This is a genomic window from Endozoicomonas sp. ALB091 (assembly GCF_049310265.1).
GTDB lineage: Bacteria > Pseudomonadota > Gammaproteobacteria > Pseudomonadales > Endozoicomonadaceae > Endozoicomonas.
In genome coordinates, this window is sequence record NZ_JBLYNQ010000007.1 from 431,203 (window position 1) to 445,613 (window position 14,411).

Below are 14,411 nucleotides of genomic sequence, written 5' to 3' on the forward strand. Positions count from 1 at the left end.
TCTTCAAAAGCTTCAATATCGCCACTTGAACTGGCAAGGTAAGGTGAGAAATTAATGACTTTGGTTCGTCTGGCCAGCTACCCACTTCCTTCCAGAAACCTCAATAATTCATAATTCCCATCCATAACCAGCTTGAGCTCCCCCTTGTTGGAGATGGACTTCAGGGTTTCCATATAGAGATTCATGAGGTACTCATCCCTACAACTCATGAGAAAATGGTGCGCCTCATCTACAAACAAATAGCGCACCTGGCGAGACTCAATCGCCTCCTCCATCGCGCTCATCAACTCCTGCTCCGAGTTTTTACGGGCAAGTACTTTCTGCATTTCTTTAATGGGAAATCTTGAGCTGTCACTCAGCATCAAATTCCGTCTGGTCATACCAATATCGACACACTGAATCAGAATCGATCTGGCAAGAGCGCCCCACTCGAACTTCTTACTGCGAGGACTTCTCACCTCTTCATACAATACCGGTATTTCCGGGCAATTCTCCTCCAGGGTCGTTGCATAATGAGCTTCCAGCTTTTCATACTTCCTGTGATGCACCATTGATTTACCGACCCCGGTAGCACCTGGGATAAGGATGATCTGATTTGCGTCAGACGCCAAAGCCAGGTCCAACGCTTCTGACACCTCCGTCAAACGCGGATGAGTGACAATACCCTCCGTTTTGAAGTAGCTTTTCCTGCTCTTCGAATCGCTGGCAAGAATACTTTCAGGGACAGCACACTTAGGTGATAAGGCAGCTTTCTTTGCCATTAGAATTTCTCCGGTTTATGGCTTGATGGATCCATCTTCTTATTGAACAACCCTTTTGAGGGTTTTAATTCAGTCTGAACAACAACCTCAGCTTCACGCTCAATCTCCCCCTTCAGCTGAGCTTCCTTGCTATTCACAAGGGACTGGGCTGCCTGATGGCTTTCCACGACATCATTTGCCGATTTCGTCTGAAAAAAGCGTGCAGCACTGATCTCTTCACGAGAAAAAACATCGTGATATTTATCTTCCTGCTCACGGCGACAGGCAAGAATCCACTCCCCCCCCAAACAGACTGCGATATAGCTATTATCCATTGGGTCATAACGGATCGGGACACTCTTCCCAACCCACTTGGGATCATTAAGCTTCTTATGCGAAAAGAGCTTGTTATTAAATTTCACCCCTCTGCTAACCAGAATTTTTCGCATCAGCTGACTGTCTTCAATGAGTGTCAATGCCAGGAATTCCTCACTGTATTCAATATTCCTGACATCTCTGACGCCATGTTTTTCAATACTCTCACTTAGAGCCGTGGCTGGAGAAATCCCCATGGCACTATGAGTTTGGTTTATATAGAGCTGAAAAAGAAAACTCTCGAGCGCTTCTTTAAGCCTCTTGATATTCCAAAGTGCCAACCGGTAAGGATTAACCTCTTTGCTCATCTGGCGAATATTTCTGGTATTCTGTGTATTGCCCTCCATTTTATAAAAAAAGGAGGTATTAAGAGTGCCGAACATCCGCTCAATCAACGAACCGACTTTCGCCTTACCTGTGCGATCTATGATCGTGACACCATATCGGGCACAAAGTTTCTGGAAGTACACACTTTTAAACTCAGCCCCACCATCCACTACCAGCTCTTCAGGGAGCCGCCCGTTACGTCGTACACAATCTCTAACCACCATCATCAAACTGGCTCGTGACGGGTTATCAAAAGACAAATAAACTCCAAGTGGTGCGCGGCTATAGGCATCAATCATCAATGAAAGCCAGATTCGATTCACATTTTTTTTCTTTGCTTTGATATGCTCTCTAGCCTCTTCAGCACTCAGAACTCTCAAAGTAGACAGGTCAATCAACGTATGATCAGTATGCGCTCTCTGATATGCCCGCTCACCATGAGGATCAGAAGTATCAATTGAGGGATCCAGACCCGGCCGCAAATTATTAGCAGCTTTTGAACCATGACGAGGCAGTGCTAATTTATGCGATTGATGAGCAAGAATTCTCTGCCTGAATGTTTCCAGACAAACAGTACCAATACCTAATTCCGCACACTCAGCATCAAAGCTCGCATGGACATCACTAATATTTTTAACCGTGGGCGTTTTGAATTCGGTCTCAATATACTTTTCAATTAGCTCCTCAGTCTGCTGAGAAAACCTCTTCGATCGATTACCCTTGCCAGCATCATCATCCAACAGGCCGTAATAACCACAACCGAACCTTATCTGTGCCTTTTTATAGCGCCTATGGTAATTACGTACACCTGGCGCAGGGCTCCGGTCTTCACCTGAAGGGTAAAATTGCTATATGAATAGTGGTCAATACGAGGCTGATCATTACCAGTAATCACTTCAACCATGACAGAGTTGCTGGGGGCATCAAGAGACAGCACCCTCCAATAGCTATCACCATGACGGTATTGGTTACCAACTTTTATTTCATGGACATTCGAAAACAACAGGTCAGAAGCAACCATCGACCTTTGCTTGTTAATGAAACTTCTTTTCACCTCATCAGAAGCAAACAAATGGCACTTAGCAGGCCTTGATAAACGCTCGTTATCCAAATCTGCAAGCAATCGTCCCTGCCCAACCATCCATAAAATGTCATCAACCTTAACTGAATCGTGATAACCCAGAAGATCTGATACCGAGATCACTTGCTGTTCACGAACAGTTTTAAGCACAGCTTCCTGTCGTTCCTCATCAACCGCTGATGATCTTCCTCTCATAAAATCAGCAACATGACAGGCGTTATCAATTCTAATAGTTTTCTCACGGTTCCTGATGAAGAACTTATGACCAAGACCAGTGCCTTCAAGAACTTCATCAATGGCAGGATACATCCAGTCGCCATCTTCCAGCTGATAACGTCCTGGATGCTTTTGACTAAGCTTAATAATTGTTTCATCAGAGTCCTTGCACTGAATGAAACCAATAAAGTCTTTACTGATCACAAAAAAATCGGGGGTGTAGTCAATTGATCTCAACACTCCATTTTTATCAGGAGCCTTGATTTTAAATTTACGAGGCTGGCACCTGAAAAGAGTGATGTCAGGATTAATTTCAGCCAACAGCAAATACGACAGCTCAACGTGAAGACTCTCAAACTGGATGATCATTCCATTCTTATGGCTTACAAATCGTCCAGATGTGGTGTATGCGTTGCTTTTAACAGTTCGGGCAGGATCGGAAGACAGAATAAGCGCTACCATCGCCAACCCGGATTCAGTCACACCTCTCGACTTGCAATACAACAGCACTTCTTCATCTGATAGCAACGCAGACTCCTATTTTTTAATTTTGTTATCCTATTTTTCAGATTTCACAATTTTTTTAATCATCTCAACTGCCTTTTCTCAAAACAGAAGTTTGACTTTAAAATCAAGCAGGTGTTATTATGGGCTAACATCCCATACAGATAATTTTCTTATCAATAAAAACAGCAAGTTAAATATTAACTGTATCTAAAGTGTAAATGTTAGGTAAACAGACCTAATACCTTATAATAAGCACAACTTTCAGCTTTTATGCTGAAAGTATAGACTCGTTATGAATATTGACCAGCCAGGCAAGAGCAGGTTCATCAAAACCGTTCGTAGCAACCTCATTTCAGCATTAAAAAAAACACCCTCAACAGAAAGATCCGACTCATTTATGACTCAGTCAGAACTAGCCAGACTGCTACTCATAACTCCTCAACAGCTGTTCAAAATTCTCAATGAAGGGAATCCAACCCTTGGAACGATCTGGCAGATCTGCAACACATTGAGAATTTCACCACAATCACTTTTTGAAGGTACTGAGCTGGAAGACATGAATCGTATAGATCCAAATATTGAGCAGATATTGAAAGACAGGGAAAAGAAACATTAGGTCAGATTACTAGCCATCCAAACAACTCCAGACATATACTTCACTCCAACTCAATAACACCAATATTCAACAAGGATGACAGCTCAACATGAGCCGTTCAAAAATCGCCGCATTTATTGATGTAGAAAACCTTACCCACTGGCTTAAGGAAAAAGGCCCCGAAAAGCTGGTTACAGAGCTCAGCTCGACTGGCCAGCTAATTGTCCGGAAGGCCTATGGTAACTGGAACACTCCTAACATTCAGGGTTTTCAGGCAGACCTGAATCGTCAGGGCTTTGAGCTGATGCACAACTATCATCCCGTTGCCGGAAAAAACTCATCGGATATTCAGTTAACCGTTGATGTAATGGAAAGCGCCCTGCGGCTTACGGATGTAGAATGGTTTGTCCTGGCCACCGGTGACTCTGACTTCTCACCGTTGTTCCGAAGATTAAGGGAGATGGGCAAAGAAGTTATTGGAGTAGGCCCTCGCTCTCCTCTCAGTGAGTCGGTAAAAACATCCTGCACCCGCTATATTTTCACAGACACACCAGAAAGCCTGGATGCTGATACCCGTTCTGAAGAACTGAAAAAAGCCATTGATCTTACCTTGCGTACTCTCAAAACTTTTGATGGCGCAGCTGACTGCTCCGTTTTGAAAACCCGTCTGATCTCAATTGACAGCGCCTTCAATGAAAAAGCCTTTGGATTCACCTCATTTACCGATTTCCTCAAGGATATTGACTCCATAGAAATCAGCCTGCATGAGAAGAGGAAGTGCTGGCAAGCAAGCCTTGCTACTGCTGCTAATAGAGTCACTCCAACTCAACAAACACAGTTACAGCCACCTACACAACCTCAGCCTGACAAAGAAAAACTCGCAGAAACCTATCTTCAGATTCTGAAAAAACTACAATGGCCACAAATTGAAAAAAACACACTCACTAAAGCATTGACCTTGGCAGCCACACTTTCTCCTTTGCCAAGAAAAGATTTCCCTGCCATTCTGGCAAAAACCAGCAAAGGACAAATCTCTGAAACAGATGCAAAAAAGGTAACCAGCTTACTTTATAAAAGTCACCTGCTTGATATCTCTCACACAGATCCGAAAAATAGCCCCGCAACACAGTGCTACCAACTAAAACATAAGAAAAACTATCTTCAGGAAATTGATCAGGCGATGCTTTCCAGACTGCATAATGCCTGTCAAAACAACCAGCAAACCTTGAGCTATGCCGTTGTTCAAACCATGACTTTTAACAAATACCCTCAGGATCTATTCTCGAAATTGTTACAGGATACGCAAGGGGTACCATAGCCTCTTCAACCTCGTAAAAATGATTAAAAAAACCCCAATCATCCAGAAATGAGAGGGGCTATTTCTTAACATTATAAAACTCGGTTAACAGAAGCTGCCCAATAACTCAGGACTTGGGCTTCAGGTAAGGACCGTTTGGTAATTTCGTCGGATCCAGATACAGAACCTGATAATTAGCCTGCTGTGTCAAAGGCAAATAATTAGGAGCAGCCCTGGTAATTGCAGCAGAAACAGCCATCACCACCAAATCAGCCAGAGGATTACCAGAAGAGTTATTCTGTTGCGGTGTGTACTGCATGGTTTTATTGGCAGTCCATAATTCCTCACCGGTCTTACCACTGACAATACGGTAGGTAAAGCTGACCGTCACGGTTGTGCTCAAAACAATATACTGTGCATCCCACTTATTAATGGTCACATACAAAATGGCGTCAGCACCAAACATATTACCCAGTTGAACCGGGTCGGCCGAGTGAACCAGATCGGCATCGTAAAGCCCTTCACCTTCCAGAACCGTCTTTACCGTATTCACCGGAAAAACATAGTACCCTTTCTCGGCTAATGGCACAGAAATGGTGGACAGGAAGTAATTTGGCGCATCAACGTCAACAGACTCATTAACAACCGGTACAACCAGTAATGAGCTGGGGTTCGCCTGCTGAAAAGCACTGAAATCAACCTTTGGGGCCTGGGCAGCACAGCCAGCTAACAAGCTGACACCCAGTATAGTCAGCCATTTTTTCACATTGGTAATCATTGTTAACTGTCCTTCTGGCCGTCAGCCTTTGGCTTACTCGTCAGGTTATTAATCATGGCATCCATAAGATGGCGACTTTCAGGCCAGAGATCCCTCTCTCTGGTGTAGTAAATAACAGCTTCATCGGTTTTACCCTGTTGCAACATCAGGGTTCCATACTCCGCATACATACCCGGTGCTACACGACCATTAGCCTCTTCTATCGCCTGCAGCAATTGCTCAGACAACACCGCCAGCTCAGCAGGGTCTTTGTAATAACCATAAAGCCCGGATTCGTACTCACCCCAATGATACAACCCCTGATTGGTCTGACACCCAGCCAGGAACAGAGAACCGGAAACTACCGCCACCGTGATTAGTTTTTTTACGTTCAACATTTAATAGCCACCGATCGCAAATGTCTTACTGACGCCTTCAGCCACGTAGAACTTCTCACTTAGAACCGTCTTACCTGACCGTTGTATTTCCAGAAAATGGGTTCCAGCCTCAATACGCAACCCTGATTTTCCAGCAGAGAATTGAGCCGCAGCTCCCATTTGAATTCCATCCAGTATTACCAAATCACCCTGTCTGGCATCAGTAAACATAATGAACGGCCGGTCATCCAACGCCTGAACATTTTCTGTCGGCGTATTAACACACCCCGTAAGGACAACAAAGGACATGAAAACAGCAAATAATGTAGAAAACTTAAACATTCTGAACAGCCCCATTTATTCAACAATTTCCAGTTTATCCAGACTGTGGCCGTCTAATGATCCGCTGATCACTCGCACGACACTGCCTTCATTATTTTCGTTATCACCAAACGTTGATATCACTTCAACTCTGGCTACCTCAGCACCCGGTAGGGTGACAGTAAAGCCAGTTTGTTTGGATTTAATCTTTTTCCCGGCAGTCATCACACGCAGCTGCTTTCCTGCAGAAAGTCCCTGACTCTGACCACCACTGATGAAAATCTGTCCATCAACAACATCGAGGATATAGGTCTTCCAGGGTCGCTCCATCATTTTCTGGATCATGTCATCGATCACTTCGCTAATGGCTGCGGCAATCGCTTTATCAGTTAATGTACCGTCGTAAGCAGCACGGGAGCCAAAACCGGCAACTGATGCACTTTCCAGCGTTGCTTCACCAGCCCCCGAGGCAGAGAAGAAAGCCTGCCCGGTGTTCACATCCACCAGTCGCAATTCAACTTTTGCATGGGCTAACTGGGTTTTGGTACTACTGAGAAACCCGCTTTCTCCGGTGACATTCCGGCCAAACTCTGTCAGGGAACCAACAACCAGCGTATCCACACCCACCAGCTCACCACCCGCACCGAACATCTGTCTCTCTTGTTCTATACGTGAAAGGTCCGGACGCTCAAAAACCACAAAATTACCGGAATTAATCAAACGGGTTGAGAGCATATCACTCAACTGTTTGCCCAAAGGGTCCATATGATCATCACGCAACAGCGAACGGCCATAATTGGTTTCGTTAGTCATCCTGCCAATGGCGATTTTTCGCTTAAGAGAGAGCGCCTGCCTTTGGGCCAATTCTGTCGCCTTTTTTTGAGCCGCAATCTGTTGCTCCTGACTTACAGGTGCTTCTTTAACTGCCACATGCGGTGTCTGCGTTGCGCAACCAGCCAGAGCAAGAGCGACGGCAACGGTAGCTATTTTTTTCATATCTGGAAAACTTTCAATGTCAGGGGTACGGAAATATATCTGGCAAAAATTTTACAAGATTATTACGAGCAGTTATATCAAAATCAAGTGCAACGGAAATCACGCATATCACCTGTAAATGTACAATCGTACTATCCAAGAATTATCGAAAATTTCACACAAAGCTATCTGGGACCCTGCTCCCCACAGTCAATAAAAGGCTGTGGTACAACCCACGGGCGGTAGCGTCTTTGCGAAAAGCTATCCTTTCAAGTAAAAATAAACAAACGTACTATTATTAACCCGAACAACTCTAAGGCAAGAGACCGCAACTAGGGAAAAATCATGAAATCCCCCGAAGCCATTGAGCCCAATGGCTTCGGGGGATTTCATGATTTTTCCCTATTATCTGGCGTAATCGGGTTATAAGAAAACCGGGGTCGGAAAACTCGGGTCGGAGAACCCGGGTAGGGTCTTGAATCTTGAATTGAGGATATTCTAAAGGTGGAACTGGATTTACTGGATAACGTGGCTTGCTAACCATATGATGACAAAATGCACACATTCACTATACTAACCCTATGAAATGCTTTAACTGGAACCCTGACAAGAATCAGCAGCTGATAAGTCAGCGGGATAAATCCTTTGAAGAGATTATCTTTCATATCCAAAGCGGCGACCTGCTTGATGATATCACCCACCCTAATACGGTGGACTATCCTCACCAGCGGGTGTTTGTGGTCAATGTGCAGGGCTATGTCTGGCTGGTGCCTTATGTAGAGAATGAAAAGGAGATTTTCTTGAAAACCCTGATACCGAGCCGAAAGTTTACCCGCGATTACCTGGGAGGTGATTCATGAAAAAAAACAAGCTGGATCAAGAGGAACAGGCACTTCTGGACGCCTTTGAAGCGGGGGATTATGAGTCTACCCTGACCCCGGAACGCAAAGCGGCACTAGAGAGTGTTGCTAGCGAGAGTTTTAAAAAGGATAAGCGCATCAATATCCGTATCTCCCAACGTGACCTGCTGGCCATTCAGTCCCGTGCCCAGCGTGAAGGTATTCCCTACCAGACGCTGGTCTCCAGCATTATTCACAAGTACCTGTCTGGCTCGTTGCTGGATGTGTCTTCCCGATCCTGATTATGCTGACTCCCGATCCCTCCGCTTCCCTATGGCAGCGGATAAAATTGATGACCAAACATGCAACACGCAAGAACCGCTAAATGACTAACCAGGCATTACTGTAGTGGTCAAGTAAAAATGGACACCTGATTAAGCCGCTTTACTGAATTCCTGTTGCTCAAAGTCCACAGGGCTCACGTAATCAAGATAGGAATGAAGTCTGCGGTTGTTGTAGAACAAAATGTAATCAACAACCGCTGCTTCAACATCTGCTCTTGTTTCGAAAATATAATGGTCAGTCCTTTCCCTTTTCAGACTTCCAAAGAAACGTTCGGTCACCGCATTATCCCAGCAGTTTCCCTTACGGCTCATACTGCAGATCATGCCGTACTCTCTGAGCTGAGCCTGATAGTCCAGAGAAGCATACTGACTCCCTTGATCTGAATGGTGGAGTACTCCCAGGCCAGGCTTACGACTCCACCACGCCATTCTCAACGCCTCTAACGGCAGTTCTGTAGTCATGCGACTGTTCATTGACCAGCCCACGATTTTCCTTGAATAGAGGTCCATAACCACTGCCAGATACAACCATCCCTCGCGAGTCCATAAATAAGTAATATCTGTCGTATAGACCTTATTCGCCTTCGTGACTGCAAACTCCCTGTTCAGGAGATTTTCTGCAACTGGAAACTTGTGCCTGCTATTCGTCGTCACCTTGAATTTTTTCGCATACTTCACGACCAGCCCCAACCGTTTCATCAGTGTTGTTGCCTGATGGCGACCTATGCTGTAACCCTTGCTTCGCAGTGCTTTTGCCATTCTTCGGCTGCCATATGAGCGATCAGAGTCGACAAAAATCTGCTGCGCATCAGCCTCCAGGCGGAACTGTTCAGCCCTGGAGTTCTCCTGCTGAGTCTGTTGTTTCTGCCAGCGGTAAAAGCCACTGCGCCCCACTTGCATCACTTTGCAGAGTACCTGCACCGGATAGACCACCTTCTCCTGTTGTATGAATGCAAACCTTACAACAGTTCTTTCGCGAAGAAGGCCGTCGCCTTTTTTAGGATTTCCTGCTCCATTTTCAACTGGCGATTTTCAGCTTCCAGCTCTTTTATTCGCTGTTGATCAGGCGTCAGAGCTTGCTGCCCTTTGCCAGGAAAAGACATTTCCTTTTTTTCATTCTGCTCACGTACCCAGCGTCTTAGGTTACCATCATGGATACCAAGACTTCTGGCCACTTCTGTAGCAGCCTGCCCCTGTTCAACTACCATAGCAATGGCTTTACGCTTAAATTCCGGAGAATAATTCTTACGCTGCTTTGTCACTTTCTACCTCGTCATCAATGGTACTATTGTGCTTAACGAGGTGTCCTAAGTCATTAAACCACTTCACTTTCATGGTCTCTTTTTTTAGCACGGATATCTGCTGCTTTTTGCTTCAGCCTTTCTTCAATCTTTTTGTAGATCTGGGTTTGAAATAATTGGCCGAAAATCTTTTCCCGATCCGCGGAATTGGCCATGAGCAGATCACGAAATTTACCCTGAGGCAGAACCATAACCGTAACCGCCAAAATAACCCACGTCCTACCCCGGTGAGATTTGATCGTGGATCATAAAGCCTCTGATTACATGGAGGCTCCGATGACCACCCCAGAAACCACTAAAGAACAATGGCTGCAACGGATCGAAGCCTGGCATGACTCCGGGCTTAGCCAAAAAGCCTGGTGCCGACAAAACGGCGTCAGACCATCACAGCTTGGTTATTGGAAAAAGAAGCTGTGGGCCGGGAACGCGCCTGCTTCATCATCAAATACCCGTACAGCCTTTGTACCTGTGTCACTGGCTCAGCGTCAGGATCAAACTGGCCAGGCATCCTCAGTCTTAACAGTCTCACTGCCTAATGGTTTGAGTGTTTCTGGTATTGACCACAATAATCTGACCCTGGCTGGACAATTGATCGGGTTACTGCAATGAATCAGCCTGTCATGCGCCCGTCGTCCACTTTGCCTGCGGTCTACCTTTACCGGGATCCCATCGATTTTCGAAAGTCCTTCAAGGGGCTGGCGGTCCTGGTCGAGCAGGAGCTTGGGCATAATCCTTTTGACGGCCATCTCTATGCCTTCACTAATCGCCACCGCAATAAAATCAAATGCCTGTTCTGGGAAGACAATGGCTTTGTACTTTATTACAAGAGCCTGGCAGACGATAAATTTCACTGGCCCAAACCCGATGACGAGCTGATAACCTTAACGGGCCAGCAGCTCAATTGGTTGCTGGATGGCTACAATCTTAATGCCATGAAACCCCATAAAAAAAGGCATTATGATAGCTGTTTTTAGTCTGAAAACTCAGACAGTTATGGTAAAATGACGGCCATGAAATCACTCATTGATACCGTCAGTCATCAGCCAAAATCCGCCTTGAGTTTACTGGTCGGAAATGCTGGAACAGCCCTGGATCTGGAGGCCTTGCTTGAGGCCATCCAGACCATCAACGGTGTCATTCTTGAAAAAGACAGCGCCCTTCTTGAAAAAGACAATGCTCTTCTTGAGAAAGACGACATTATCCAGAAAAAGTCCATCGTCATAGAAGAACAGAAAAAACGCATTGCCATTCTGGAAGAATACCTGCGTCTGGAACGTGCCCGCCTCTATGGCCACAGTTCTGAAAAGTTCAGTGGCCAGGGCGAAATCTTCAATGAAGCGGAGTTAGCCGATTGTGGTGCTGACCCGGCTGAAGAAGACGCCCTGAATGAGGAAGAACCGGAAACAGGGGAAAGCCCAAAGCCCCGCAAGAAACGCAAGGGACGTACACCGCTGTCACCGGCACTGCCGAGGGTGCAGGAACGTATTGAGCTGCCCCCGGAAGAGAAGCAGGGTGCTATTGAGACCTTCTTCACCAAAGTCCGGGAAGAGCTGGATATCATTCCAGCCCGGGTTCAGGTGAAAGAGATTCTGCAAGAGAAAGCGGTATTTCTTGAGAAAGCTGAGCCGGGAGAGGCATCGCAGGAAAAACGCGTTATCAAGGCGGCGGAGCTACCCAAACATCCCATTCCCAAATCCGCAGTGACCGTCAGCATGCTGGCCTGGATCATCATTGCCAAATATTGCGACGCCTGGCCGGCCGCACCCTGCCATTGTACCGGCAGGAAAAAATACTGGCACGCTATGGCGGCTCCATTACCCGGACGACCATGGCCAACTGGCTGATCCGGTTGTCCCTGCAACTGCAGCCCCTGATCAACCTGATGGCAGACCATCAGCGGGCCGGGCACATCATGAATGCTGATGAAACCCGGATCCAGGTACTCAAGGAACTCAGTAAGGCCATCCACTCGGATAAGTACATGTGGGTGACCCTGGGTGGCCCACCGGGGCAACCGGCGGTGTTGTTCCATTACGATCCTTCCCGGGGCAAGGAGGTTCCCCTGCGCCTGTTCGAAGGGTTCAGCGGTTACCTGCAAACTGACGGCTATGCCAGTTACAGTGCTGTGTGCAAGCAAGAAGGCATTACCCAGGTTGGCTGTTTTGACCATGTGCGCCGCAAGTTCACCGATGCCAAAAAAGGCGAAGCCAAACCGGGCAAAAAGGTGAACAACAGCAAAGTCAGCAAGGCTGATGTTGCGCTGGCCAAAATCCGCAAGCTGTACGCCATCGAAGAAGGTGTCAGGGGGGCACCTGCAGCGGAAAAACTGGCTCGCCGTCAACAGGAGAGCAAGCCTCTGCTGGATGATCTTCACCAGTGGTTGCAGAAAAACATTACCAGGCTGGTACCTGACAGCCTGACTCATAAAGCCATGAGTTATGCGCTGAACCAGTGGCCGAAACTGGTCGTGTACTGTGAAGATGGCGACCTTAATATAAGCAATGCAGCGGCGGAAAATGCAATCCGCCCCTTTACTATTGGCCGCAAAAACTGGCTCTTTGCCGATACACCAAACGGTGCAAGGGCCAGTGCCATCTTTTACAGCCTGATCGAAAGTGCAAAAGCCAATGGGCTGGAGCCTTTTGAATACCTGAACCACATTTTAAAAGAACTGCCTTATGCCGAAACGGTTGAGAAACTGGAGCAGCTTCTACCCTGGGCAGTGAAGGCATCTCAAGAATAAGCCGATCCGGCGGGGTTGGCTATTACGCTGGTTAAATTGGCGTTTACGTTTCTGTACTTAATATGGGGAACCTGGAGATATTCTGTCATGACAATACACGCCATGACTGCCAGAACTTGATGACTATAAAGTCAGGAAATATCCATTTGAAAGTACAACATTTGCCGAAATAAAAAAATTTTTATGCGTTCTAATCTGTTGAACTTTTATAAGATTTCTAACGTTGAAATCTATCAATACGACGGTGAATATATAAACGTCGTGGCAAGCTGGCTGGTGTAACGGAGAAACTTTAATACAAAAGAGTGGTCTTAATCTGTAATTCAATAGTTCAATAGTTCAATGAATAGACTTAACTTAGAGTCAACGTTCGTTTCTGTTGATTCCTGTCTACAGGATTCTGCAGAGACACCTTTTATACCACCTTGTTGTGTTACCAGTTTACAGCCAAGGATGGTCGGCTATTATACGCAGATACTGGGTCCATACCGTCACGGATATTTAAATGAGGTAGTAATAAGTCAGAACACACCATCTTCTCCACGTTCGATTAATGATTTTTCAATTTCTCTTTTACCACCCACTGCAAGCGAATTAGTGCCTCCTGAATTATCACCAGAAAACCTTGATGAAATTTCAGGTTGTGACTCAGCCAGTGAATCTGTTGATAATGATTTTGCATCCACAGATTTAACCTCAACAAACTCTCAACAAATAGCTCAGCAATTCCCCCGGGAAAGTTTGTTAGCTGATCTTTCTCAGCCATCATCACGTCCAATTGCTGTTGCTGGTCCGTTGAATAAAGACACACAAAAGAAAGCCATAACGAAAATTATTGAGTTTAAAGCACCTGAATTGTCCGGTTCTGGTGAACCCCTACACCCCACACCCGCAGCAGCCCACGATCAGTCCAAGAAAGGGAAGGCTTCAGAACAGTCCGAGCAACGGAAGGCTTATCAGAAAGCTTACCGTAAGTCCGAGAAGTATAAGGCTACCCAAAAAGCTTACAGACTGTCCGAGAAAGGGAAGGCTACCAAACGAACTTACAGTCAGTCCGAGAAAGGGAAAGCTGCCAGACGAGCTTACGAACAGTCCGAGAAAGGGAAGGCTGCCAAACGAGCTTGGGCACAGTCAGAGAAAGGGAAGGCTTATGGACAGTCCGAGAAAGGGAAGGCTGCCAAACGGGCCTGGGCACAGTCCGAAATAGGGAAGGCTTACCAGAAGGCTTACCAGAAGGCTTACCAAAAGGCCTTCAAGATTTTCGGTGATGTAGAACAAGCAAAAGTCGCTGGTAAGCAAGCTGCAACCTTTATAATAGAATCAAATAAAGCAAAAAAATAAAATTTGGTTTCAACTTGAATTCAAGTCCATTTAGAAATCTCTTACTAGCAGGACTTGTTGCGCTCGTTGCTTTTTATTTCAACTGTGCGACGGTATCCCGCCGTGCCGGTTTTCGTATTTTGGGCAATCAAGGCACGCCATCCAATCAAATGGCTGTCAAGATAAGGTTCATTGTTATTTGTGCTAACTTCAATAGTCCGATAATTCAATGAGTCACTTTAACAAAACATCTCAACCAGAAACTACTCTCAAGTGGTTTGATGATACTGGCACAA

The 14,411-nt window shown here is 45.9% G+C and carries 18 protein-coding genes; 9 read left to right on the top strand and 9 right to left on the bottom strand.

The features are described from left to right. Nucleotides 1-77: 77 nt before the first annotated feature. From ACO6UX_RS13985 to ACO6UX_RS13995, 3 genes are read right to left on the bottom strand one after another with little or no spacing between them, the layout of a single operon-like run. Nucleotides 78-761 carry an ATP-binding protein gene (locus ACO6UX_RS13985; RefSeq protein WP_422448539.1) on the bottom strand — a complete coding sequence of 228 codons (684 nt, stop codon included), beginning with the start codon at nucleotides 759-761 and terminating at the stop codon, nucleotides 78-80. Beyond that, on the bottom strand, nucleotides 761-2,182 hold the full coding sequence (locus ACO6UX_RS13990; RefSeq protein WP_422448541.1) for a DDE-type integrase/transposase/recombinase: 1,422 nt from the start codon (nucleotides 2,180-2,182) through the stop codon (nucleotides 761-763). Before ACO6UX_RS13990 ends, ACO6UX_RS13985 begins: the two co-directional genes overlap by 1 nt. 26 nt (nucleotides 2,183-2,208) lie before the next feature. Continuing rightward, on the bottom strand, nucleotides 2,209-3,267 hold the full coding sequence (locus ACO6UX_RS13995) for a Tn7 transposase TnsA N-terminal domain-containing protein (protein WP_422448543.1): 1,059 nt from the start codon (nucleotides 3,265-3,267) through the stop codon (nucleotides 2,209-2,211). Between the two features lie 376 nt (nucleotides 3,268-3,643). Here ACO6UX_RS13995 and ACO6UX_RS14000 point away from each other — a divergent pair, with 376 nt between their 5' ends. Together ACO6UX_RS14000 and ACO6UX_RS14005 are read left to right on the top strand one after the other, a co-directional pair. Next, nucleotides 3,644-3,862: a helix-turn-helix domain-containing protein gene (locus tag ACO6UX_RS14000; RefSeq protein ID WP_422449558.1), complete on the top strand. Its 219-nt coding sequence runs from the start codon at nucleotides 3,644-3,646 to the stop codon at nucleotides 3,860-3,862. Nucleotides 3,863-3,950: 88 nt separating this feature from the next. Beyond that, nucleotides 3,951-5,159, top strand: coding sequence for an NYN domain-containing protein (locus ACO6UX_RS14005; protein WP_422448545.1), 1,209 nt, complete (start codon nucleotides 3,951-3,953; stop codon nucleotides 5,157-5,159). Nucleotides 5,160-5,265: 106 nt separating this feature from the next. Here the strand turns inward: ACO6UX_RS14005 and ACO6UX_RS14010 are convergent, their stop codons facing one another. Genes ACO6UX_RS14010 through ACO6UX_RS14025 form a run of 4 tightly spaced genes read right to left on the bottom strand, consistent with a single transcriptional unit; the run spans nucleotide 5,266 to nucleotide 7,589 of the window. Continuing rightward, nucleotides 5,266-5,916: a DUF799 domain-containing protein gene (locus ACO6UX_RS14010; protein ID WP_422448547.1), complete on the bottom strand. Its 651-nt coding sequence runs from the start codon at nucleotides 5,914-5,916 to the stop codon at nucleotides 5,266-5,268. Between the two features lie 2 nt (nucleotides 5,917-5,918). Then, entirely contained in the window at nucleotides 5,919-6,293 is a 375-nt protein-coding gene (locus ACO6UX_RS14015) for a DUF4810 domain-containing protein (RefSeq protein WP_422448549.1), read from the bottom strand. Next, nucleotides 6,294-6,614: a hypothetical protein gene (locus ACO6UX_RS14020; protein WP_422448551.1), complete on the bottom strand. Its 321-nt coding sequence runs from the start codon at nucleotides 6,612-6,614 to the stop codon at nucleotides 6,294-6,296. Between the two features lie 15 nt (nucleotides 6,615-6,629). Further along, nucleotides 6,630-7,589: a CsgG/HfaB family protein gene (locus ACO6UX_RS14025; protein WP_422448553.1), complete on the bottom strand. Its 960-nt coding sequence runs from the start codon at nucleotides 7,587-7,589 to the stop codon at nucleotides 6,630-6,632. Nucleotides 7,590-8,149: 560 nt separating this feature from the next. Here ACO6UX_RS14025 and ACO6UX_RS14030 point away from each other — a divergent pair. Beyond that, a complete protein-coding gene (locus ACO6UX_RS14030) occupies nucleotides 8,150-8,428 on the top strand; it encodes a hypothetical protein (RefSeq protein ID WP_422448555.1) in 279 nt (92 codons plus the stop codon). Further along, nucleotides 8,425-8,709 (top strand): CopG family antitoxin, encoded by a 285-nt coding sequence (locus tag ACO6UX_RS14035; protein WP_422448557.1) that lies wholly within the window; start codon nucleotides 8,425-8,427, stop codon nucleotides 8,707-8,709. The genes ACO6UX_RS14030 and ACO6UX_RS14035 overlap by 4 nt, the downstream gene beginning before the upstream one ends. A 132-nt stretch (nucleotides 8,710-8,841) precedes the next feature. Here ACO6UX_RS14035 and ACO6UX_RS14040 read toward each other — a convergent pair. After that, a protein-coding gene (locus ACO6UX_RS14040) for an IS3 family transposase (RefSeq protein ID WP_422449559.1) occupies nucleotides 8,842-9,959 on the bottom strand; the annotation gives its coding sequence in 2 pieces (ribosomal slippage) (nucleotides 8,842-9,728 and nucleotides 9,728-9,959; 1,119 coding nt in all). Between the two features lie 107 nt (nucleotides 9,960-10,066). Then, nucleotides 10,067-10,243 carry a hypothetical protein gene (locus ACO6UX_RS14045; RefSeq protein WP_422448559.1) on the bottom strand — a complete coding sequence of 59 codons (177 nt, stop codon included), beginning with the start codon at nucleotides 10,241-10,243 and terminating at the stop codon, nucleotides 10,067-10,069. 85 nt (nucleotides 10,244-10,328) lie between these two features. Here ACO6UX_RS14045 and tnpA point away from each other — a divergent pair, with 85 nt between their 5' ends. From tnpA to ACO6UX_RS14070, 5 genes are all read left to right on the top strand, one after another. Further along, a complete protein-coding gene (gene tnpA, locus ACO6UX_RS14050; RefSeq protein ID WP_422448561.1) occupies nucleotides 10,329-10,661 on the top strand; it encodes an IS66 family insertion sequence element accessory protein TnpA in 333 nt (110 codons plus the stop codon). After that, entirely contained in the window at nucleotides 10,658-11,026 is a 369-nt protein-coding gene (gene tnpB / locus ACO6UX_RS14055; RefSeq protein WP_422448563.1) for an IS66 family insertion sequence element accessory protein TnpB, read from the top strand. The genes tnpA and tnpB overlap by 4 nt, the downstream gene beginning before the upstream one ends. Before the next feature lie 36 nt (nucleotides 11,027-11,062). Further along, nucleotides 11,063-11,896, top strand: coding sequence for a hypothetical protein (locus tag ACO6UX_RS14060; RefSeq protein WP_422448565.1), 834 nt, complete (start codon nucleotides 11,063-11,065; stop codon nucleotides 11,894-11,896). After that, complete coding sequence (gene tnpC, locus ACO6UX_RS14065; RefSeq protein ID WP_422448567.1) at nucleotides 11,794-12,795, top strand: IS66 family transposase; 1,002 nt, start codon at nucleotides 11,794-11,796, stop codon at nucleotides 12,793-12,795. Before ACO6UX_RS14060 ends, tnpC begins: the two co-directional genes overlap by 103 nt. 453 nt (nucleotides 12,796-13,248) lie before the next feature. Next, a complete protein-coding gene (locus ACO6UX_RS14070) occupies nucleotides 13,249-14,136 on the top strand; it encodes a hypothetical protein (protein WP_422448569.1) in 888 nt (295 codons plus the stop codon). Nucleotides 14,137-14,411 lie beyond the last annotated feature (275 nt).

Coding starts and splice junctions, on each gene's coding strand:
- ACO6UX_RS13985 (WP_422448539.1), bottom strand. CDS start 761: ATGGCAAAGAAAGCTGCCTTATCACCTAAGTGTGCTGTCCCTGAAAGT.
- ACO6UX_RS14000 (WP_422449558.1), top strand. CDS start 3,644: ATGACTCAGTCAGAACTAGCCAGACTGCTACTCATAACTCCTCAACAG.
- ACO6UX_RS14005 (WP_422448545.1), top strand. CDS start 3,951: ATGAGCCGTTCAAAAATCGCCGCATTTATTGATGTAGAAAACCTTACC.
- ACO6UX_RS14010 (WP_422448547.1), bottom strand. CDS start 5,916: ATGATTACCAATGTGAAAAAATGGCTGACTATACTGGGTGTCAGCTTG.
- ACO6UX_RS14015 (WP_422448549.1), bottom strand. CDS start 6,293: ATGTTGAACGTAAAAAAACTAATCACGGTGGCGGTAGTTTCCGGTTCT.
- ACO6UX_RS14020 (WP_422448551.1), bottom strand. CDS start 6,614: ATGTTTAAGTTTTCTACATTATTTGCTGTTTTCATGTCCTTTGTTGTC.
- ACO6UX_RS14025 (WP_422448553.1), bottom strand. CDS start 7,589: ATGAAAAAAATAGCTACCGTTGCCGTCGCTCTTGCTCTGGCTGGTTGC.
- ACO6UX_RS14030 (WP_422448555.1), top strand. CDS start 8,150: ATGAAATGCTTTAACTGGAACCCTGACAAGAATCAGCAGCTGATAAGT.
- ACO6UX_RS14035 (WP_422448557.1), top strand. CDS start 8,425: ATGAAAAAAAACAAGCTGGATCAAGAGGAACAGGCACTTCTGGACGCC.
- ACO6UX_RS14045 (WP_422448559.1), bottom strand. CDS start 10,243: ATGGTTCTGCCTCAGGGTAAATTTCGTGATCTGCTCATGGCCAATTCC.
- tnpA (WP_422448561.1), top strand. CDS start 10,329: ATGACCACCCCAGAAACCACTAAAGAACAATGGCTGCAACGGATCGAA.
- tnpB (WP_422448563.1), top strand. CDS start 10,658: ATGAATCAGCCTGTCATGCGCCCGTCGTCCACTTTGCCTGCGGTCTAC.
- ACO6UX_RS14060 (WP_422448565.1), top strand. CDS start 11,063: ATGAAATCACTCATTGATACCGTCAGTCATCAGCCAAAATCCGCCTTG.
- ACO6UX_RS14070 (WP_422448569.1), top strand. CDS start 13,249: ATGGTCGGCTATTATACGCAGATACTGGGTCCATACCGTCACGGATAT.